The sequence below is a fragment of the Agrobacterium sp. NPDC089420 genome (assembly GCF_044900305.1).
Lineage (GTDB): Bacteria > Pseudomonadota > Alphaproteobacteria > Rhizobiales > Rhizobiaceae > Agrobacterium.
In genome coordinates, this window is the sequence record NZ_JBJDMY010000007.1 from 74,895 (window position 1) to 94,565 (window position 19,671).

18 protein-coding genes are annotated in these 19,671 nt (G+C 61.5%); 9 read left to right on the plus strand and 9 right to left on the minus strand.

Going from position 1 to position 19,671, the window contains the following annotated elements; all coding sequences use genetic code 11:
* Window positions 1–17 precede the first annotated feature (17 nt).
* A complete protein-coding gene (moaA, locus tag ACI2KA_RS13020) occupies window positions 18–1,067 on the minus strand; it encodes a GTP 3',8-cyclase MoaA (RefSeq protein WP_404502634.1) in 1,050 nt (349 codons plus the stop codon).
* A 130-nt stretch (window positions 1,068–1,197) separates the two neighbouring features.
* Between moaA and ACI2KA_RS13025 the strand changes: the two genes are divergently transcribed.
* The 3 genes from ACI2KA_RS13025 (at window position 1,198) to ACI2KA_RS13035 (ending at window position 4,343) form a co-directional block, all read left to right on the plus strand.
* A complete protein-coding gene (locus ACI2KA_RS13025; protein ID WP_404502636.1) occupies window positions 1,198–1,566 on the plus strand; it encodes a gamma-butyrobetaine hydroxylase-like domain-containing protein in 369 nt (122 codons plus the stop codon).
* A 308-nt stretch (window positions 1,567–1,874) separates the two neighbouring features.
* Window positions 1,875–3,686: a monovalent cation:proton antiporter-2 (CPA2) family protein gene (locus ACI2KA_RS13030; RefSeq protein WP_404502638.1), complete on the plus strand. Its 1,812-nt coding sequence runs from the start codon at window positions 1,875–1,877 to the stop codon at window positions 3,684–3,686.
* A gap of 48 nt (window positions 3,687–3,734) precedes the next feature.
* Window positions 3,735–4,343 (plus strand): pyridoxamine 5'-phosphate oxidase family protein, encoded by a 609-nt coding sequence (locus ACI2KA_RS13035; RefSeq protein ID WP_404502640.1) that lies wholly within the window; start codon window positions 3,735–3,737, stop codon window positions 4,341–4,343.
* Between the two features lie 182 nt (window positions 4,344–4,525).
* On the opposite strand, the gene ACI2KA_RS13040 is transcribed toward ACI2KA_RS13035, so the two are convergent.
* The 7 genes from ACI2KA_RS13040 to ACI2KA_RS13070 all read right to left on the minus strand — a co-directional run bounded on the left by ACI2KA_RS13040 (window position 4,526) and on the right by ACI2KA_RS13070 (window position 12,140).
* Window positions 4,526–5,596: a diguanylate cyclase gene (locus tag ACI2KA_RS13040; protein WP_404502642.1), complete on the minus strand. Its 1,071-nt coding sequence runs from the start codon at window positions 5,594–5,596 to the stop codon at window positions 4,526–4,528.
* 506 nt (window positions 5,597–6,102) lie between these two features.
* Window positions 6,103–7,320, minus strand: coding sequence for a gephyrin-like molybdotransferase Glp (gene glp / locus ACI2KA_RS13045; RefSeq protein WP_404502644.1), 1,218 nt, complete (start codon window positions 7,318–7,320; stop codon window positions 6,103–6,105).
* Window positions 7,321–7,812, minus strand: coding sequence for a cyclic pyranopterin monophosphate synthase MoaC (gene moaC, locus ACI2KA_RS13050; protein ID WP_404502646.1), 492 nt, complete (start codon window positions 7,810–7,812; stop codon window positions 7,321–7,323).
* 7 nt (window positions 7,813–7,819) lie between these two features.
* Complete coding sequence (gene trpC, locus ACI2KA_RS13055; RefSeq protein ID WP_404502648.1) at window positions 7,820–8,635, minus strand: indole-3-glycerol phosphate synthase TrpC; 816 nt, start codon at window positions 8,633–8,635, stop codon at window positions 7,820–7,822.
* Between the two features lie 10 nt (window positions 8,636–8,645).
* Window positions 8,646–9,689, minus strand: a complete 1,044-nt coding sequence (trpD, locus tag ACI2KA_RS13060; RefSeq protein ID WP_404502650.1) for an anthranilate phosphoribosyltransferase — start codon at window positions 9,687–9,689, stop codon at window positions 8,646–8,648.
* 16 nt (window positions 9,690–9,705) lie between these two features.
* Window positions 9,706–11,598 (minus strand): peptidyl-prolyl cis-trans isomerase, encoded by a 1,893-nt coding sequence (locus ACI2KA_RS13065; RefSeq protein ID WP_404502652.1) that lies wholly within the window; start codon window positions 11,596–11,598, stop codon window positions 9,706–9,708.
* 407 nt (window positions 11,599–12,005) lie between these two features.
* Window positions 12,006–12,140, minus strand: a complete 135-nt coding sequence (locus ACI2KA_RS13070) for a hypothetical protein (protein ID WP_256387174.1) — start codon at window positions 12,138–12,140, stop codon at window positions 12,006–12,008.
* Window positions 12,141–12,796: 656 nt separating this feature from the next.
* On the opposite strand from ACI2KA_RS13070, the gene coaD reads away from it, so the two are divergent.
* The 6 genes from coaD (at window position 12,797) to ACI2KA_RS13100 (ending at window position 18,292) form a co-directional block, all read left to right on the plus strand.
* Window positions 12,797–13,291: a pantetheine-phosphate adenylyltransferase gene (gene coaD / locus ACI2KA_RS13075; protein ID WP_404502654.1), complete on the plus strand. Its 495-nt coding sequence runs from the start codon at window positions 12,797–12,799 to the stop codon at window positions 13,289–13,291.
* 28 nt (window positions 13,292–13,319) lie between these two features.
* Window positions 13,320–13,889: a peptidylprolyl isomerase gene (locus ACI2KA_RS13080; protein WP_404502656.1), complete on the plus strand. Its 570-nt coding sequence runs from the start codon at window positions 13,320–13,322 to the stop codon at window positions 13,887–13,889.
* Window positions 13,890–13,925: 36 nt separating this feature from the next.
* Window positions 13,926–14,435: a peptidylprolyl isomerase gene (locus ACI2KA_RS13085; protein ID WP_404502658.1), complete on the plus strand. Its 510-nt coding sequence runs from the start codon at window positions 13,926–13,928 to the stop codon at window positions 14,433–14,435.
* A gap of 312 nt (window positions 14,436–14,747) precedes the next feature.
* Window positions 14,748–15,830, plus strand: coding sequence for a tRNA preQ1(34) S-adenosylmethionine ribosyltransferase-isomerase QueA (gene queA / locus ACI2KA_RS13090; RefSeq protein WP_404502660.1), 1,083 nt, complete (start codon window positions 14,748–14,750; stop codon window positions 15,828–15,830).
* On the plus strand, window positions 15,830–16,960 hold the full coding sequence (gene tgt / locus ACI2KA_RS13095) for a tRNA guanosine(34) transglycosylase Tgt (protein ID WP_404502662.1): 1,131 nt from the start codon (window positions 15,830–15,832) through the stop codon (window positions 16,958–16,960). Before queA ends, tgt begins: the two co-directional genes overlap by 1 nt.
* Before the next feature lie 171 nt (window positions 16,961–17,131).
* Window positions 17,132–18,292 carry an aminodeoxychorismate synthase component I gene (locus ACI2KA_RS13100; protein ID WP_404502664.1) on the plus strand — a complete coding sequence of 387 codons (1,161 nt, stop codon included), beginning with the start codon at window positions 17,132–17,134 and terminating at the stop codon, window positions 18,290–18,292.
* 9 nt (window positions 18,293–18,301) lie between these two features.
* Here ACI2KA_RS13100 and ACI2KA_RS13105 read toward each other — a convergent pair whose 3' ends face one another.
* Window positions 18,302–19,396 (minus strand): helix-turn-helix transcriptional regulator, encoded by a 1,095-nt coding sequence (locus ACI2KA_RS13105; protein ID WP_404502666.1) that lies wholly within the window; start codon window positions 19,394–19,396, stop codon window positions 18,302–18,304.
* Between the last annotated feature and the right edge of the window lie 275 nt (window positions 19,397–19,671).

The following is a 19,671-nucleotide window of genomic DNA, read 5'->3' on the forward strand; positions in this document are numbered from 1 at the left end:
GTGGACGAGAAAGAGGTTCAGCCGCCGGTCACGCTCATATGGCGGGCGACGGCGGGACGCTTGTGGGTGCGGTCGATGATGAAATCATGCCCCTTCGGCTTGCGCAGGAGGGCCTCGTCGATGGCGCTGGAAAGATAGGCGTCGCTGTCGGAGGCGCGCAGCGCCGTGCGCAGGTCGGCCGCGTCGTCCTGCCCCAGACACATGTACAGCGTGCCGGTGCAGGTCAGCCGGACACGGTTGCAGCTTTCGCAGAAATTATGGGTCATCGGCGTGATGAAGCCGAGCCGGCCGCCGGTTTCCTTCACCGTCACGTAACGGGCGGGGCCGCCGGTCTGGTAATCGCTGTCGATGAGCGTGAAGCTCTGTTCCAGATCGGCGCGCAGTTTCGAAAGCGGCAGGTAGCGGTCGGTGCGGTCTTCCTCGATCTCGCCCATCGGCATGGTTTCGATCACCGTCAGGTCCATGCCGCGACCGTGGGCAAAACGCATGAGATCGGGAATCTCGGCGTCGTTGAAATCCTTCAGCGCCACGGCGTTGAGCTTGATCTTGATGCCGGCGGCCCGCGCGGCATCCAGCCCTTCCATCACCCGGTCGATATCGCCCCAGCGGGTGATCTGGCGGAATTTGTCCCGGTCGAGCGTGTCGAGCGAGACATTGATGCGGCGCACGCCGCAATCGGCAAGTTCGTCCGCGAATTTTGCCAGCTGGGAGCCGTTGGTGGTCAGCGTCAGCTCGGCAAGCGCGCCGGTGCGCACATGCCGGCCGAGGCTCCGCACCAGCGACATGATGTTCTTGCGCACCAGCGGCTCGCCGCCGGTGAGCCTCAGCTTGCGCACGCCGCGCGTTATGAAGACGGAACAGAGCCGGTCGAGCTCTTCCAGCGTCAGAAGGTCCTTCTTCGGCAGGAAGGTCATGTGCTCGGACATGCAATAGGTACAGCGGAAATCGCAGCGGTCGGTGACGGAAACGCGCAGATAGGTGATGGCGCGGCCGAAGGGATCCACCATCGGTGCGTTGTTTTCCGTCAGGAATTGCGCTTTTTCAAGCGATCCGGGGAAACTGTTCACGTCTCCGTCCTCGTTGCGCGATGCGCCGGGCCACGCGCCCCGTCTGCGCCTTTCAAATGATGTAGTGGCTTGCCTATCGTCAGGCAAGTCCGTAATTCTGACGCATGTGACGAGCTTGCGGAAGTGAAAAATGAGTGATGCCTGGCCGACCGAGCTGCTTGTGTCGAAAGACCGGCGGGAACTGACCGTTTCCTTTGATGACGGGAGCGTTTACCGGCTGGCAGCCGAGATGTTGCGCGTGCTTTCGCCCTCGGCGGAAGTGCAGGGGCACGGGCCTGGACAAAAGGTTACGGTTCCGGGCAAACGCGATGTCGCCATCCGCTCGATGGTCGCGACCGGCAATTATGCGGTGCGCATCGTTTTCGACGACGGCCATGACAGCGGCATCTACACCTGGAAATATCTGAAGGAACTGGGCGAGACCGGGGATGCGCTGTTTGCCGATTATCAACGGCAGCTTGCTGAAAAGGGCTTGAGCAGGGAGCCGCTATCCCGGTAGGCGGACGCAAGGCCTGCGGACGCTCCCCCTCATTCCTGTGCCTGTCACAGGAATCCAGCCAGCCCAAGTCCTTGGGCTGAAAAGCTTCCTTCCGCCGCGCAGACGCGCGTCGACTGGATTCCTGTGACAGGCACAGGAATGAGGGTGGAAGGAGGACCGTGGCATCTGAGGCCCCCATGCCTGAGGACAAATAACCCGTTGAATCCATGCATCGCCCTTCAGTAAAATCGTTTTCGCTTTTCACACCGATGCGCTAGGAAGTGAGGGAGGGAGTACCCTCGTCTTGATCAATGACAACGGGGTGGCGTGTGGCGGTCGAAGCGAACGGAAATGATCTGGCCCAGGTGGTCGTGCTTTTGGCGGCGGGCGTTGTCGCCGCGCCGATCTTCAAGCGCATCGGCCTCGGCTCGGTGCTGGGTTATCTCGCCGCCGGCCTTGCGATCGGGCCTTACGGTCTCGGTTTCTTTTCCGATTCGCAGGCCATTCTTCATATTGCCGAACTGGGCGTGGTGATGTTCCTGTTCATCATCGGCCTTGAAATGCAGCCGTCGCGGCTGTGGTCGATGCGGCAGGATATTTTCGGTCTGGGGGCGCTGCAGGTGCTGGTCTGCATGGCGGGCCTGACGCTGGTGGGTGTCGGCCTCGGCTTTCCCGTCATCATGTCCTTTGTTGCCGGCACGGGCTTCGTGCTGACTTCGACCGCGATCGTCATGCAGATGCTGCAGGAACGCAACAGCATGTCGAGCCTGAAAGGCCAGCGCATCATCGCCATCCTGCTGTTCGAGGATCTTGCCATCGTGCCGCTGCTGGCGCTCGTCGCCTTTCTCGGTTCGGGCGGCGAACATGTCACCGCATCCGAGCGCTGGGTCTCCGTCGGCATCGCGCTTGCCGCCGTCGGCGCGCTCATTCTTGCCGGGCGTTATCTGCTCAACCCGTTCTTCCGGCTGCTGGCGGCTTCCGGCGCGCGCGAGGTGATGACGGCTGCGGCCCTGCTGGTGGTGCTGGGGTCGGCGCTCCTGATGCAGGTCAGCGGGCTTTCCATGGCCATGGGCGCCTTCCTTGCCGGCGTGCTTTTGTCCGAATCCTCCTTCCGCCACCAGCTGGAGGCCGATATCGAGCCGTTTCGCGGCATTCTGCTCGGCCTGTTTTTCCTCGGTGTCGGCATGGCGATCGATCTTGCCGTCATCGGCTCCAACTGGCAGCTCGTGCTGGTCAGCGTTGCCGGCTACATGCTGCTCAAGGCCTTCCTGATCTATGGCGTGGCCCGGGCGCTCGGCACCACCCGCCGCGAAAGCCTGGAGCGGGCGGTGCTGATGGCGCAGGGCGGCGAATTCGCCTTCGTTCTTTATTCTGCCGCCGTCAGCGCCGGCATTCTCGACCGCGAGGCCAACGCCATCCTGACGGCGACGATCATCATCTCCATGGTGCTGACGCCGCTGATGGTCATCCTGCACGACCGGCTGGTGCCGGCGGCGGTTCCCAATACCGACGATCTCGACGTGCCCGAAAATGTCGAGGGCAGCATCCTGCTCATCGGCTTCGGGCGTTTCGGCCAGATCGTCAGCCAGCCGCTTCTGGCGCGGGGCTATACGCTGTCGCTGATCGACAGGGATGCCGACTTCGTGCGCGATGCGGCGGAATTCGGCTTCAAGGTCTATTATGGTGACGGCTCGCGGGCGGAAATCCTGCATGCCGCCGGTGCGGGCACGGCGCGTGCCGTGCTCATCTGCGTCGACGACAAGGAAGCGGCTGTCAGGATCGCGGAGATCGTCAAGCACGAATTCCCGCTGGTTCCCGTTCTCGCCCGTGCCTATGACCGTGGCCACGCCATCGATCTTCTCAAGGCCGGCGTGGACTACCAGATCCGCGAGACGCTGGAATCGGCGCTGAATTTCAGCGAGGAAGTGCTGGGCGCCATGGGCGAGGAGCGGGAGGACGCCGCCCGTCTGGTCGAGGAATTCCGCGACCGCGACGAGGAACGTTTCGCCATGGAAGTCGTCGGCGGCATTTATGCCGGCCGTTCGCTGATCCGCGGCAATGCCCAGCCGGCCGACCTCGTCGCCGCGCGTACCGCGAAGGAGCGGGCGGAACGCGAAAAGGCGGAAGCGGCGGAAGAATAAGGCGCCGTCTTGCGAACGGCGCAGATTGATTTGAAGGGAATGGCGGACATGACGATCATTCGCACGGTTGAGGAACTGAAGGCCATCTATGACGGCACGAGCGAGGCCTCGGTCGCGAAGGTGACGGCAACGCTGACGGCGGAATATCGGCAGATGATCGAGGCCTCACCCTTCCTGGCGCTGGCGACGGTCGGGCCGGAAGGCATGGACTGTTCGCCGCGCGGCGACAGGGGCGGCGTGGTGCGGGTGGCCGACGACAAGACCGTGCTGCTGCCGGACTGGCGCGGCAACAACCGCGTCGATTCGCTTCTGAACATCGTGCGCGATCCGCGGGTGGCGCTGATGTTCCTGATCCCCGGTTCGAATACCACGATGCGCATCAACGGCCGGGCGGTGGTCTCCGTCGATCCGGCCCTGCTGCAGAGCTTTGAAATGGACGGCAAACATCCGCGCACCGTCACCGTGGTCACGATTGACGAGGTCTATTTCCAGTGCGCCCGGGCGCTGATGCGCTCGGAACTGTGGAACCCCGTCCATTTCGTCGACCCGGCCTCGCTTCCGACACCCGGCCTGCTGCTCAAGGCGGCGAAGGCGGAGTTCGATCAGGAAACCTATGACCGGGAATGGGCGGCGCGGGCGGCGAAGACCATGTGGTGAGGCTTCCCCTTCCGCCCTCATTCCTGTGCTTGTCACAGGAATCCAGTCGACGCGCGTCTGTGCGGAGGAGAGGAGTCCTTTCAGCCCAAGGACTTGGGCTGGCTGGATTCCTGTGACAAGCACAGGAATGAGGGTGGGGAGCGCGCCGTGTTTTTAATGCGCCCAAATTGGCGCAATTTGCTTCACGTCCGATAAATCAGCCAGTTCTTGCCGGTATAGTTCTTCTGCATGCCGTCCTCGTAAAAGACGGTGCGGTTTCTGCCGGTTTCCTTGGCGTGGTAGAGCGCCGTATCGGCATGGCCGTAAAGTTCAGCCGGATTGCCGGCCTGGGAGGCGGAGGCAAAGCCGAGGGAAATCGTCACCGTGCCGTAATCGGCGCCGGATCTCGAATTGCGGAAGGGCGTGCTTTCCAGCGACAGGCGGATACGTTCGCACATCACCATCACTTCCTCCGGCGTATTGCCGTCGAGAATGATGGCAAACTCCTCGCCGCCGCTTCTGGCGACGAAGCCGTCCTTGCGGACATTGGCGCGGATGACCGAGGCGACGGTGGCGAGGATCTTGTCGCCGACCGGATGGCCGAACGTGTCGTTGATGCGCTTGAAATGGTCGATATCGAGCAGGACCAGCGACGTATATTGCAGGCCGATGGAGGTGTCGTAGACGGAAGCCAGCCGGTCGTCGAAGGCGCGGCGGTTGGAAAGCCGCGTCAGCGAGTCGGTATTGGCGATCCGTTTGTATTCATCCAGTTCCAGGCGGACCTGATGCATTTCCTCGGCATGACGGTTGACGTCGTTGAACGCCTTTTCACCGTCGATGATCTTCGTGCCGGTGGCTTCGGCCAGCAACGAGATCGCATTCTTCAGAATATTGGTGCTCGAGGCGTTCTTGTCGTCGATGCGCTGGCGCGTTTCGCCGAGGATCCTGTTGTAGTTCTCGATGGAGGACTGCTCCCGCCGCAATGTGCCCAGCAGGGCTTCCAGTTCCCGCCGAAGCTTCTCATGCGCGTCGTCGATCGCCCTTGCAGGGTTGTTGTCGCCATAGCGGGCCGACAATTCGTCGAGGTCTTCCTGCGTGGCACGGCTTCCGAGCGCGGCCAGATCTTTCGTCAGCGCCGGGTTCGAACCGATATAGGCTTCGTAAAAAAGGCTGTAATTGCGCGGGATCGGCGAAACACCCATGCTCCGCATGGCATAGGCAATCTGCCCGGCAATGTCGGGACCCGTGGTTTTGGGCGTGGATGCCGTGTTCATCAGAAAACTCCAGTGAGTCTGCTTATCGATTATGATTATTATTATGAAGCCCGTTTTGGAAAGCTTAATTTATGGGAAACTAATTTTTGTTCCCGGAAATGCCATTTTCGCCGATTTTTATCTTATTTAATTGATAATTATAAGTAATTTTCATTTTATGAAATTTCCGAAAATTTGCCCCTCTACTGTTCGTCTTGGTGACAGCATCGCATTTATTCTGTCAATCCCAATAACGGGATTCATGTGATTTATTTTGGCACAACAATGCGGGAACATATTCCCATCGCGCCGGCGGCTGGCGTCTTTTGAATTCGTAAAAACTCCGCTTATAGGTGGATTTTTTTGTCATATGTGTCGGGATACAGAAATATTACAGCTCTATTTGAAGTCCCGATGCCGGATGCGCGGCTGTGGTGCCGTTTTGTGACGGCGCATCAATCCTTTGGCAAGTTCTGGAGCGGGCCGGTCTGGCCCTGCGCCACCCATCCGGACGGGCGGCCGTTGTATCAGCAGCCAAGCCTTATCACCGGACATTCCGCCCCGGCCGCCATTTCCGGCGCGTGCGGCGGGCGCACGATCAGGCCGTCGGAATGGGCCAATATCTTCATCATGGATGAATCCTGCTTCTGATAAGCTTGCGCCACCAGCGCGCCGTTCTCGTCCGTGCTGAAACGGGCACGCAGATAATCCTGACGGTGATCGTTCGCCTTCAGCGGCGTCGCGGTGCGGGCGGTGGCGATGCGCTGCAGCGGCGCGCGGCGGGCGATCCTGCGGATCAGCGGCTCCAGAAACAGCAGGCTGCAGACAAGGCTTGCGACCGGGTTTCCCGGCAGGCCGAGAACCTGCATGGAGCCGATGGCGCCAACCATCAGCGGTTTTCCCGGCCGCATGGCGATACGCCAGAAATCGAGCTGCATGCCTTCCGCCTTCAACGCGGCCTGCACGAGATCGTGGTCGCCGACGGAGGCGCCGCCGAGCGTCACCAGCACATCCACCTTGGCCGCGATTGCCTTGCCGATGGCGGCGCGGATCAGGGCGTCGTCATCGGCAATGATGCCGAGATCGAGGACATCGGCGCCGGCCTGCCTTGCCAGGGCTGCGACGCCAAAGGTGTTGGAAGCGATGATCTGCGCCGGCTGCGGCGTGCTTCCCGGTGGCAGCAATTCGTCGCCGGTGGCAAGGATGGCGATGCGCGGCCTGCGGTAGACGGCAAGTGCCGCGTGGTTCATGGCCGCCGCAAGCGTCAGGTCGGTGAAGCGGAGTTCCCGCCCGGCTTCCAGGGCCGTTTCGCCCTCGGCGAAATCCTGCCCGCGCGGGCGAATATGTCTCCCTTCGGTGACTTGGAAGGTAGTGCGGATTTTGCCCGCTTCCAGCACCTCGGCATCTTCCTGGATGAGGATCGTATCCGCGCCTTCCGGCACGGGGGCGCCGGTGAAGATGCGCACCGCTTCGCCTTCACCAACGGTGCCGGTAAAGGCATGGCCGGCCGCCGCCTGGCCGATGACGGTGAGGACCGAGCCGATTTCGGGCACATCGGCGCTGCGCAGCGCATAACCGTCCATGGCCGAGGCATTGAAGGGCGGCTGGGTGAGGCGCGCCGCCAGATCGGCCGAAAGAACACGGCCGTCACAGTCGGCGAGCGGCAATATCTCGCTTTCCATGACCGGAACCGCCGCTTCCAGAAGGCGCCTTGTGGCATCATCTACGGGCAGCAGCGGTTTCATTCAGCTCTCCTGCCGGCGAAAATCGCCGGATTTGCCGCCGCTCTTTTCAAGAAGGCGGATATTGACGATTTCCATCGCCTTGTCGGCGGCTTTCGCCATGTCATAGATCGTCAGGCAGGTGACGGAAACGGCGGTCAGCGCCTCCATCTCCACGCCGGTCTTGCCCGACAGCTTCACCATGGCCTCGACCCGCAGGCCGGGCAGGGCGGCGTCTTCGGTAATGTCCACTGCAACCTTGGTCAGCATCAGCGGGTGGCAGAGCGGGATGAGATTGGCCGTCTGCTTGGCGGCCATGATGCCGGCCAGCCGGGCGGTGCCGATGACGTCACCCTTCTTGGCATTGCCGTCGCGGATGAGCGCCAGCGTTTCCGGCTTCATCTTCACGAAGCCTTCGGCAACGGCGATACGGACGGTCTCGGCCTTGTCGCCGACATCGACCATGTGCGCCTCGCCGCTGGCATCGATATGGGTGAGCTTCCGGCCATCGCTCATCGGCGCATCATTCCGCGGCCAGAATGCCGGACTGGCCTGTCAGCAGGGCTTTGGTGGCCGCCGTCACATCGTCCTTGCGCATCAGGCTTTCGCCGACGAGGAAGGTGCTGATGCCGCTTTTTTCGAGCCGCTGGCAATCCGCGAAGGTGAAGATGCCGCTTTCTCCCACCAGCAGCTTGTCCGCCGGCACGAGGCCCGCCAGTTTCTCGCTGGTTTCGAGGCTGACCTCGAAGGTGCGCAGGTTGCGGTTGTTGATGCCGAGAAGCGGCGAGGCGAGCTTCAGCGCCCGTTCGGTTTCGTCCGCATCATGCACTTCCACCAGCACATCCATGCCCAGCGCGAAAGCCTCGTCTTCGAGGCGTTTCGCCTCGTCGTCGGAAAGCGATGCCATGATGAGGAGAATACAGTCCGCGCCCCAGGCGCGGGCCTCGTGCACCTGATAGGTCTCGAACATGAAGTCCTTGCGCAGCGCCGGCAGGGCGCAGGCATTGCGGGCGGCGGTCAGGAATTCCGGTGCGCCCTGAAAGCTCGGGCTATCCGTCAGCACGGACAGACAGGCGGCGCCACCCGCCTCATAGGCGGCGGCCAGCGCCGGCGGATCGAAATCGGGACGGATCAGGCCCTTGGAGGGGCTCGCCTTCTTGATTTCGGCGATCAGGCCGAACTTGCCCTCGGCCTGCTTTGCCCGCAGCGCCCGGTAGAAACCGCGCGGTGCGCTCTGGCCGGCGGCCATGGCCTTCAGATCGGCCAGCGAGACCTTCGCCTTGGCGGCGGCGATTTCCTCACGCTTGTAGATTTCGATCTTTTTCAGAATGTCGCTCATGATCCCGCTCTCATTCCTTTTGATGGTCGGCCTGCCCGGGCTCGGCTTCGTTGGACACCGCGACCAGGCGGTCGAGCGCCGCCGCCGCCGCGCCGCTGTCGAGCGCTTCGCTGACGATGGCCATGGCCTGACCCAGCGTTTCCGCCTTGCCGGCAATGACGAGCGCCGCCGCTGCGTTGCAGAGCGACACGTCACGATAGGCATTGCGTCTGCCTGACAGAACCTCGCGCAGCGCCGCCGCATTGGCGATGCCGTCACCGCCCTTGAGATCGTCCAGACGCGCGGGTTCGACGCCGAAATCCTTCGGGGTCAGGTCGAAGGTCCGAATCTTGCCGCCTTCCAGCGCCGCCACATGGGTGACGCCGGTGGTGGTGACTTCATCCATGCCGTCGCCATGCACGACCCAGATGCTTTCCGAACCGAGATCGCGCAGCACTTCGGCCAGCGGCGTGAGCCAGCGCGGCGAAAAGACGCCGAGCAGCTGCCGTTTGGCGCCGGCCGGGTTGGAAAGCGGGCCGAGCAGGTTGAAGATGGTCCTTGTGCCGAGTTCGACCCGGCTCGGGCCGACATGGCGCATGGCGGAATGATGCATCTGCGCGAACATGAAACCGAGACCCGCTTCGCTGATGCAGCGGGCGATGAGATCGGGACCGATATCGAGCTTCACGCCGAGCGCGGAGAGCGCATCCGCCGTGCCGGATTTGGAGCTCAGCGCCCGGTTGCCGTGTTTTGCGACCGGCAGGCCGGTGCCGGCGACGATGATCGAGGCCAGCGTCGAGATGTTATAGGTGCCGATGCCGTCGCCGCCGGTTCCGACGATATCGATGGCATTGGCGGGGGCCGAGACCGGCAGCATGCGGGCACGCATGGAGGAGACGGCGCCGACGATTTCGTCGACCGTTTCCCCGCGCACGCGCAGCGCCATCAGGAAACCGCCGATCTGCGACGGGGTGGCTTCGCCCGACATCAGAATGTCGAAGGCCGTGCGCGCGTCCTCGCGGTTCAGGCTTTCTCCGTTTGCGACCTTGGCGATCAGCGGCTTCAGTTCGGCCATGGTTTCCGCCCCCCGGTCAGAAGCCGACCATCGCCTGATCGGCGAGGGCCTGGTTGATGGTGACACCATAGTCGTTCTGCAGGCGGTTGACCATCTGGTCCAGCATGTCGTCGCCGGCCGCGCGGGCGATGGCGTTGAACTGCTGGTCGTCATTGGCAAGCGCGTCGGCGGGGGCGTTGGTGTCGACGGAAGTGACCTTGAAGAGGATGCGGCTGGAGCCGTCGGCGTCCGCCGCCGTGCCAACCACGCCTTCGGCGCCGGAGAAGACGGCGGCGATGGTCTGGCGGCCGAAAATCGCGTCTTCGCTGGTGCGGCGCAGGCCGGATTTCTGCTCGACGGCAAGGCTGAGCTCGCCGGCCACGGCCTCAAGCGTCTCGCCCTTTTCGACGCGGGCTTTCAGCTCGTCGGCCTTGGCGGCAAGCGCGGTGCGCTGCTGCTCCGCCGTCCAGTCGGCCACGACGTCGTCGCGGACCTCGGCAAGCGTGCGGTCGCGGGCGGCGATGATCTGGTCGACATCGAACCAGATATAGCCTTCGCGGCCGAGATTGATCGGCAGGGCTTCGGTGCCGGGTTCGGTCTTGAAGACTTCCTGCGCCAGCTGCGGCGAGGGCAGGCCCTGTATCGCATCGCCCTTTTCGTCGAGGCCGGCGGCATCGATGGCGGCGATGGTGACGGGTTTCAGGTTCAGTTGCTGTGCCGCATCGGCAAGCGAGGAGCCGCCGGCGCGCAGATCCTCGTAGCGGTCGTGGACATTGGTGATTTCTTCCGCGGCGGCGGCGGTGGCGAGATCCTTGCGGATGTCTTCCTTGGCCTCGTCCAGGGTGCGGGTGGTTTCCGGCTTGATGCCGGTGACGCGCAGGATGACCGGACCGAAGGAGCCTTCGACCACCGGTGAGACGCCGCCATCCTTCTGGATGGCGAAGGCCGCGTCGGCGATCGACTGGTCGGGGATGGTATCCTTGGTGAATTCGCCGAGCGTCACGTCTGAGGCGGTCTTGCCCTGATCCTTCACCACCTGGTCATAGGTGGTGTTGCCGAGCCTGATCTGTTCGGCGGCAGCGGCGGCCATTTCCTTGTCCGGGAACGTCAGCTGCTCGACGGTGCGGCGACCGGCGGTGCGGAAGCTGTCCTTGTGGCTGTTATAATAGTCGGCAATCTGCGCATCGGTCACCGAGGCCGGCTCGGCAATGTCGGAGGGCTCGAGCTTCACATAGGTGAACTTGCGGAATTCCGGCGCGCGATATTTCGTCTTGTTGGTTTCGAACCACGGCGTGAGCACGTCGTCGCCCGGAGCCTTGACCGGCGGGATGACGGCATTGGAGAGAATGACGTAATCGACGGCGCGCTGCTCGTTGCGATACTGCTTCAGCGCATCTACCAGCACCTGCGGCGCGGCAAAACCATCCGACACGGCTTCGACGATCTGGCTTCTGACGGCAACCTTGCTGCGTTCCTTGATATAGTCGTCCTCGCGGAAGCCGGAATTGCGCAGGCGCTCGCTGAACAGGTTGCGGTCAAACTGGCCGTTGACCGACTTGAAGGCCGGGTCCTCGGCGATCAGATTGGCAAGGCGGTCTTCCGAAAGGCCGAGATTCATCTTGGAAGCCAGCTCATCAAGGGCTGCACCGGCGGCAAGCTGGCTGAAGACCTGCCGGTCGATGCCGAAGGCCTTGGCCTGTTCGGTCGTCAGCCTCGTGCCGAACTGGCGGCTGAGATCGGAAATCTGGCGCTGATAAGCGAGGCGGAATTCCTGCGGGCTGACCGTCTGGTCACCCACCGTCATGACGGCGTGGGAATTGGCGGTGACAAGCGATGCGGAGACGCCCCAGACGCCGAACGAAACAACAAGCAGGAGAAGCAGCAGCTTGGCTGCCATGGTTCGAGAAGCATTTCTCAGGGAATCGAGCATCGTTATGCAAACCTCACAGGAACGTCATCGCGGTCGCCGGCTGTCCGGCCCGCAACGTATCGGCGTTCCTTAAATCAATCCAAACGGAAATTGAAGGGAATTTGCCTTGGAAAAACGGGGTTTTGAAAACGGTTGTGTGATTGGGGGCGTCGAAATGGGAGCGACCGCTTGGAGTTGAGCGCCTAACTGCCCTCATTCCTGTGCTTGTCACAGGAATCCAGCCAGCCCAAGTCCTTGGGCTGAAAGGACTCCTCATCGCCGCGCAGACGCGCGTCGGCTGGATTCCTGTGACAAGCACAGGAATGAGGGAAGGAAAGGCCGGCGGCTTCGCAAAACAAAACCGCCCGGACAGTCCAGGCGGCTGAAAAGAATCATTCCTGCAACGGCCTGAAGCCGGTATGCCGCGCTCAGAACGCGCGGTCGCGCCGGATCATGGCCTTGAATTCCTCGTCTTCCCGCCGCATCTCGGCGACGACGGAGATCATGGATGTCACGAACATAACGCTGATCAGGGCCAGAAGCATCGTCAGAAATGTGAACATGATATCGTCTCCGGGAGTTTCGAGGAAATTCTCCCCGTTATCAGTAATAATTCATGTACTGGTAACGGGCGGTGAGCTGCGGATAGTCCGGTCCCTGGGTTTCAGGCTTCTGCTCATAAAGGCTAAACGTCGTTGCTACCATTGCGATAACCAGGACTGTCCAGGCGGTGCTGATGACGCTGATTTTCGCCGAAGTAGACTGTTTTTCTCTTACAAACATCTGTCCGTTCCTTTGGTTCTTTCTTAACGCGCCATGTCTCGACATGTTCCGCGTCAACCGTAAAAATCGATTAGCATCGCGCCGGTGAAACTTCCTTGAATGGCTCGTTCATCTGGCGTTCAGGAAACTGGCGGCGTCGTCATTCGAGAAAAAGATACTCGGCTGCGAATGATGCGATGATCGAAAGGACGATCATGAAGGCCAGCATTTTCAATTCTCCGGATGCTTAACGGGTGAGGGGCGTTTCGGTTTCCCGATGCCGTGCATTTAAACGAAATAGCTCTGAAACCGCACTGAACGGCCCGTTCATCCGGGGTTCACGGCGCTGCCGCGGTTGTGTTGCGCGGTTATAATGTCTTGCGCCGCGTGGCTCTCCATGACAAAAGGCGGGCACATGATACCCAGCATCGAAGCGCGCCCACCACCTGAGAGCGATATGACGATTGCCTTTTATCCAGGATCATTCGATCCGATGACCAACGGACATCTGGATGTGCTTCTCCAGGCGCTGAACGTGGCGTCGAAAGTCATCGTCGCCGTCGGCATCCATCCCGGAAAAGCGCCGATGTTCAGCTTCGAGGAGCGGGCGGCGCTGATCAGACAAGCGCTTGCCGAGCAGCTGCCGGGCGAGGCGGCGCGGATGGAGGTTGTCTCCTTCGACAATCTGGTCGTCGACGCCGCCCGAGAGCACGGCGCGCGCCTTCTGCTGCGCGGCCTGCGCGACGGCACCGATCTTGACTATGAAATGCAGATGGCCGGCATGAACCGCCAGATGGCCCCCGATATCCAGACCGTGTTCCTGCCCGCCGGCACATCCTCGCGACCCATTACAGCCACATTGGTCCGGCAGATCGCCGCCATGGGCGGCAATGTCGACGCCTTTGTGCCGAAAGCCGTGCTTGAAGCCCTTAACGCCAAGCTGAAGCGCTGACTTCAGCCTCACATTTGGAGCCAATCCGATGAAACTCGTTCGATTTGCCTTTGCCGGCGTCCTGTTTGCCGGTGCGCTTGCCGCCAGCACCATTGCTTCGGCCGCCGAACTTCTGACCATCCAGCTGAAGGACGGTCCCGTTGTCATCGAGCTTGCGCCCGATGTCGCGCCGAAGCACGTGGCGCAGATCGAGGCGCTGGCCAAGAAGGGCGCATATGACAATGTCGCCTTCCACCGCGTCATCGACGGCTTCATGGCGCAGACCGGCGACGTGCAGTACGGCAACATGGAGAAGGGCTTCAACGCCCAGCGCGCGGGTACGGGCGGTTCCGACATGGCCGATATTCCGGCCGAATTCTCCAAGGTTCCGTTCACGCGCGGCGTGGTTGGCATGGCCCGCTCGCAGGACCCGAATTCCGCCAATTCGCAGTTTTTCATCATGTTTGCCGACGGCCCGTTCCTGAACGGCCAGTACACCGTGGTCGGCAAGGTCGTGTCCGGCATGGAAGCCGTCGACAAGATCAAGCGCGGGCAGGGCAGCAACGGCGAAGTTTCCAACCCCGACCGGATGATCAAGGTCACCGTCGGCAAGAAGTAAGGTAGGGCAATAGAGCCCGAACAGAGGAGAATAGTCATGGCCGAGATCAAGGATCCGGAAAACACCATCATCATGGAAACGACGACCGGCAAGGTCGTGATCCAGCTGCTTCCGGAAGTTGCGCCTGGCCACGTTGCCCGCATCAAGGAACTGGTATCGGAAGGCGCTTATGACGGCGTCGTTTTCCACCGCGTCATCGAAGACTTCATGGCCCAGACCGGCGACGTGCAGTTCGGCAAGAAGGGTGCGGAAAGCTTCAACCCGGCCCGCGCCGGCATGGGCGGTTCCGACAAGCCGGACCTGAAGGCAGAATTCTCCGCCATTCCGCATGTGCGCGGCACCTGCTCCATGGCGCGTTCGCAGAACCCGAACTCCGCCAACTCGCAGTTCTTCATCTGCTTCACGGATTCTCCGTGGCTCAACAAGCAGTACACCGTCTGGGGCCAGGTCATCGAAGGCATGGAAGCCATCGACAAGGTCAAGCGCGGCGAGCCGGTGAAGGATCCCGATTCGATCGTTTCGATGAAGCTCGCTTCGGCGGCTTGATTGTCGGAAATTGCAGTTCGACCCGTCTCGCAGCCTATGCGAGGCGGGTTTTTATGTTTATTGACGGTGGGTGATGCGGGGACGGTGCGGCATGTTTGGTGCCTATCGTCCGTCGCGTCGTTCTCTTCTTTCCTCATTCCTGTGCTTGTCACAGGAATCCAGCCAGCCCAAGTCCTTGGGCTGAAAGGACTCTCCTCGTCGCGCAGACGCGCGTCGGCTGGATTCCTGTGACAAGCACAGGAATGAGGGAGGTGGATGCCTCGGGATGCAAAACATCGTGCCGTGTCATTGGATTTCTGGAAGACCCTTGCAATGCGTGTAGACCTGTTCGATTTCGACCTGCCCGAGGAAAATATCGCCCTTCGCCCGGCGAACCCGCGCGATAGCGCGCGCCTTTTGGTCGTCGATCCGAATCAAGACCGCATGGAAGACCATCGCGTCTTTAACCTGCCGTCCTTCCTGCGGCCCGGCGATGCGCTTGTCTTCAACGATACCCGCGTCATTCCCGCCCAGCTGGAAGGTGTGCGCCTGCGCGAAGGTGCGCCGGAGACGGCGGTTTCGGCAACGCTGCACATGCGTGCCGACCAGTCCCGCTGGAAGGCTTTCGCCCGCCCCGGCAAGCGCATCAAGGAAGGCGACCGTATCCGCTTCGGTTACGAGCGCGACAATGCCTGCGGCCTTGCCCATCTGGAAGCAACCGTCGAGGAAAAGGGCGAGGATGGCGAGATCACGCTGCTGTTCGACGTGTCCGGCCCGGTGCTGGACGAGGCGATTGCCTCCGTTGGCCATATTCCGCTGCCGCCTTACATTGCCGCCAAGCGGCCGGAGGACCAGCAGGACCAGATCGATTACCAGACCATCTACGCCCGCGAGAAGGGTGCGGTTGCCGCACCCACCGCCGGCCTGCATTTCACCCCCGATCTGTTCGCAGCGCTCGACGAGGCCGGTATCGAACGGCATTTCGTCACCCTTCACGTTGGGGCAGGCACCTTCCTTCCCGTGAAGGCGGACGATACCGACGATCACAAGATGCATTTCGAGATCGGCCACGTCTCGCAGGAAACCGCTGACCGGCTGAATGCGGTGAAGGCGCGGGGCGGGCGCATCGTCTCAGTCGGCACCACCTCGCTGCGCCTGATCGAGAGTGCGGCTGACGAGAATGGTGTTATCCATCCATGGTCCGACGCTACCGGCATCTTCATCACGCCGGGATACCGTTTCCGCGCGGTCGATATTCTGATGACCAATTTCCACCTGCCGAAATCGACGCTGTTCATGCTGGTTTCGGCTTTCTGCGGTCTCGAAACGATGCGTGACGCTTACAGGCACGCCATCGAAACCGGATACCGTTTCTATTCCTATGGCGATTCCAGCCTGTTGTTCCGGAAAAACTGATGCACGACAAATTCACCTTCACCCTGAAAGCCACGAGCGGCGGCGCGCGCCTCGGCGAGGTCGCCATGCCGCGCGGCGTCATCCGCACGCCTGCCTTCATGCCCGTCGGCACGGTCGGTACCGTCAAGGCCATGTATCTCGATCAGGTGCGGGAACTGGGTGCCGATATCATTCTCGGCAATACCTATCACCTGATGCTGCGGCCGGGTCCGGAGCGTGTCGCCCGCCTTGGCGGCCTGCATGAGCTGATCCGCTGGCCGCACCCGATCCTCACCGACAGCGGCGGTTTTCAGGTCATGTCGCTCTCCGGCCTGCGCAAGCTCGACGAGAAGGGCGTGACCTTCAAGAGCCATGTGGATGGATCGCTGCACCACATGTCGCCGGAACGCTCGATCGAAATCCAGGGCCTGCTCGATTCCGATATCCAGATGCAGCTCGACGAATGTATTGCGCTGCCGGCCGAGCGCAAGGAAATCGAGCGCGCCATGGAAATGTCGCTGCGCTGGGCCGAACGCTGCCGCGTCGCCTTCGGCGAGCAGCCCGGCAAGGCCATGTTCGGCATCGTGCAGGGCGGCGACCAGCCGGATCTGCGCATTCGCTCCGCCGAGGGGCTGAAGCAGCTTGATCTCAAGGGTTATGCGGTGGGCGGCCTTGCTGTCGGCGAGCCGCAGGATGTGATGCTCGGCATGCTCGACATCACCCTGCCGGTGCTGCCCACCGAAAAGCCGCGTTACCTGATGGGCGTCGGCACGCCTGACGATATCCTGAAATCGGTGGCGCGCGGCATCGACATGTTCGACTGCGTGATGCCGACCCGCTCCGGCCGCCACGGGCTTGCCTTTACCCGCCGCGGCAAGGTCAATATCCGCAATGCCCGCCATGCCGAGGATATGCGGCCGCTGGACGAACAGTCCAACTGCCCGGCCTCGCGCGATTATTCCCGCGCCTATCTGCATCACCTCACGCGCTCCAACGAGGCGCTGGGCGGCATGCTGCTCTCCTGGCACAATCTTGCCTATTATCAGGAGCTGATGCAGGGTATCCGCAAGTCGATCGAGGAAGGTCGTTTCGCCGATTTTTATGCGGAAACCATCGAAATGTGGGCGCGGGGCGACATAGACCCGGTTTAGTGGGTCGCGACGTCTCTACACACTCGACATCATCCTCGGCCTTGCGCCGAGGATCTGCCGAGGTAGCTGAAATCAACGAGCGGCAGATCCTCGGGACAGGCCCGAGGATGACGACGGACAGGTCTCTCCACCACTCTGAGATCCCCAACTTACCCTCTACGGATTTTTTCCTTGGCACATGCGCCTTACGTTCTTTTCCGGGATGACACGACCGGCACGGTGACAGTCTTCACCGAGCCGGAAGAGATCATCGTCGCGGATGAGCCAGAGGCGTTTTTTGCCGCGCTCACGCGCATGGATGCGTTGCGCCGTGCCGGTAAATACCTTGCCGGTTATATGTCCTACGAGGCGGGTTTCCTGTTCGAGCCGAAACTCGCGCCTTTTGCCGCCGAGCCACGCAACGTGCCGTTTCTGAACTTCGGCGTCTTTTCCGGCCCGCAGCCGGATGCCGGGCGGTTTGCGCGTCCGGACGCGCTGCCGGATGCGGATGCGTTTCTTTCCGATCCCGTGCCGGCATGGACACTCCACGAATACCAGCAGCGCTTTGCGCGCCTGCACGACCATCTGCGCCGCGGCGACTGTTACCAGGGCAATCTGACCATGCCCGTCACTGCCCGCTGGAGCGGCGATCCGCTGACTGCCTTCTGGTCGCTGATCGAACGTCAGCCGGTGAAATATGGCGCGCTGGTCGATCTTGGCGGCCCCGTCATTCTGTCGCGCTCGCCGGAACTGTTTTTTTCTGTCGATGGTCAGGGTTTCATCGAGACGCATCCGATGAAGGGAACGACGCCGCGCGGGGCGGACGCGGAAAAGGACCGGGCGATCATCGCGGCGATGCTGGCGGATGAAAAGACGCTCGCCGAAAACCGCATGATCGTCGATCTGTTGCGCAACGATATTTCCCGCATCACGGAGGTCGGCAGCCTTCATGTGCCGCGGCTGTTCGATATCGAGACCTATCCCACGGTGCACCAGATGGTCAGTCATGTGCGGGCGAAGCTTCTGCCTGACGCGAAGGTGGAAGACATCTTCGCGGCGCTGTTTCCCTGCGGCTCAGTCACCGGCGCGCCGAAAATGTGGGCGATGAAAATCCTGCGCGAGCTGGAAGCCGGCCCGCGCGACGCCTATTGCGGCGCGATCGGCTTTATATCTCCCAATGGTGATATGCGCTTTTCGGTGGCGATCCGCACCCTGACGCTGTTCGACGACGGCCGCGCCGTCTTTAATGTCGGCGGCGGCATCGTGTTCGATTCGGTGGCCGAGGCGGAATATGACGAGTGCCTGCTGAAATCGAAATTCGCGGTGGGGGACAGGTTGCTGCGCGGGGGATGACGCGATTTATTAACTTATCCCAATATCTAGGCGCAAAAGAAAGGCGACCAGATCGGCCTGATCGTTCAGGCCGGTTTTGGCGAACACGTTGCGAAGATGGGTTCTGGCCGTCTCGTAGGAAATCGCCATGGCGCACGCGATTTCACGCAGGGCTTCTCCGCGTGACACGCGTCCAGCCAGCACTGCTTCGGTGCGGGTCAGGCCGAAAAGTTCTTGCAAGACCGCCGCCGCCGGTTTGCCCCGCTGGTATGGATCGACCAGGATGACATAGGTCTGGCAGGGTGAAAAAATGTCTCTGGCGACGCCTCTTGCAGGAGAAACAAAGGCGACGACCGGCGTCGAGTTCCACCTTCTCAACAGTACTGGGCTGTTGAAACATTCCTGCGGGCGGGCGCACGCAACGTCGACGGCGTGCTCAAGCCTCATCGCCGACTGCTGACATGTCGAAACAAGACGTTTGCCACAAATACGAAGATCGTCGTCGAACATCTGTTCGGCGGCGGCATTGGTGCGAACGACCTCGCCAAGACGGTTCAACATCACCACTGCCTTACCGCTCAAAGTAAAGGCCTCAAGGGCCGCGTCGGCGCGCGAAAATCCCAGCGTGTTGGCAAGGACGGCGCTGGCCGAGATGTCGTGAGACAGGCGCAGCAGCAGGCTTACCTCCGCCTCGCTGAACGGACCCTGCGCCTCGGACCGGTGGAGGGAGAGCACCCACTCCTCTTCCAGCCCGGCAATTCGCAGCCCGGCGAACCACTTCAACCCGAAGGGATGCAGCCATTCCTGATAATAAGGGCTTCTGTTTATTTCCTCCACGGTCAGGAAATCCAAATCCGTGGTGAAACCCTTACGATACAGCGCGGGAATGCCCCGAAAGCGGGGGTCTGTCTTGATCCAGCCGTCCCTGACATAGCGCTCGGCGATCTCCGCGCAACTCGAACTCGATGGGAGTTCCGGCAAGGCCCCCTTCAGTGGCACGATGCCTGCTCCGGCTGCCCCCACGCCTTCGCTAATGGCGTCGAGGGCATATCGCCAACTTTCGTGTCCCGCTGCAGCGTTGGAAAAGGCGTCGGCAATCTGGCTGATGTTCCAACCGGTAGGCATGGAGCTTCCTTACGTTCGGATACAGTATTGCAAAGACTAATAGCCTCTCTAAAAATTCGAAGCACGAACGAAATGTGCAATGGCGGGCTTTTTTACTGTTTCGCAACGCTGCCGCGTGCCTCAACTACGAAACGCGTTTTTTTTATCGGAATTAATAACGAAACCGAGCAGTCCTTCCACTGACCTACATAACTTTATCAGTAACGACGTAAATCGAGAGATTAATCGCTATTTCTACTCCAATTGAGGGAGGACAGCGGTTTGCTGCACGCGAT

What these genes read in the sequence shown, in the direction of transcription:
- trpC (WP_404502648.1), bottom strand. Translation starts at nt 8,635, where the DNA reads ATGAGCGACATTCTGAAAAAGATCGAAATCTACAAGCGTGAGGAAATC.
- ACI2KA_RS13035 (WP_404502640.1), top strand. Translation starts at nt 3,735, where the DNA reads ATGACGATCATTCGCACGGTTGAGGAACTGAAGGCCATCTATGACGGC.
- ACI2KA_RS13025 (WP_404502636.1), top strand. Translation starts at nt 1,198, where the DNA reads ATGAGTGATGCCTGGCCGACCGAGCTGCTTGTGTCGAAAGACCGGCGG.
- ACI2KA_RS13080 (WP_404502656.1), top strand. Translation starts at nt 13,320, where the DNA reads ATGAAACTCGTTCGATTTGCCTTTGCCGGCGTCCTGTTTGCCGGTGCG.
- ACI2KA_RS13065 (WP_404502652.1), bottom strand. Translation starts at nt 11,598, where the DNA reads ATGCTCGATTCCCTGAGAAATGCTTCTCGAACCATGGCAGCCAAGCTG.
- moaC (WP_404502646.1), bottom strand. Translation starts at nt 7,812, where the DNA reads ATGAGCGATGGCCGGAAGCTCACCCATATCGATGCCAGCGGCGAGGCG.
- queA (WP_404502660.1), top strand. Translation starts at nt 14,748, where the DNA reads ATGCGTGTAGACCTGTTCGATTTCGACCTGCCCGAGGAAAATATCGCC.
- coaD (WP_404502654.1), top strand. Translation starts at nt 12,797, where the DNA reads ATGACGATTGCCTTTTATCCAGGATCATTCGATCCGATGACCAACGGA.
- trpD (WP_404502650.1), bottom strand. Translation starts at nt 9,689, where the DNA reads ATGGCCGAACTGAAGCCGCTGATCGCCAAGGTCGCAAACGGAGAAAGC.
- ACI2KA_RS13040 (WP_404502642.1), bottom strand. Translation starts at nt 5,596, where the DNA reads ATGAACACGGCATCCACGCCCAAAACCACGGGTCCCGACATTGCCGGG.
- ACI2KA_RS13070 (WP_256387174.1), bottom strand. Translation starts at nt 12,140, where the DNA reads ATGTTCACATTTCTGACGATGCTTCTGGCCCTGATCAGCGTTATGTTC.
- tgt (WP_404502662.1), top strand. Translation starts at nt 15,830, where the DNA reads ATGCACGACAAATTCACCTTCACCCTGAAAGCCACGAGCGGCGGCGCG.
- glp (WP_404502644.1), bottom strand. Translation starts at nt 7,320, where the DNA reads ATGAAACCGCTGCTGCCCGTAGATGATGCCACAAGGCGCCTTCTGGAA.
- ACI2KA_RS13105 (WP_404502666.1), bottom strand. Translation starts at nt 19,396, where the DNA reads ATGCCTACCGGTTGGAACATCAGCCAGATTGCCGACGCCTTTTCCAAC.
- ACI2KA_RS13085 (WP_404502658.1), top strand. Translation starts at nt 13,926, where the DNA reads ATGGCCGAGATCAAGGATCCGGAAAACACCATCATCATGGAAACGACG.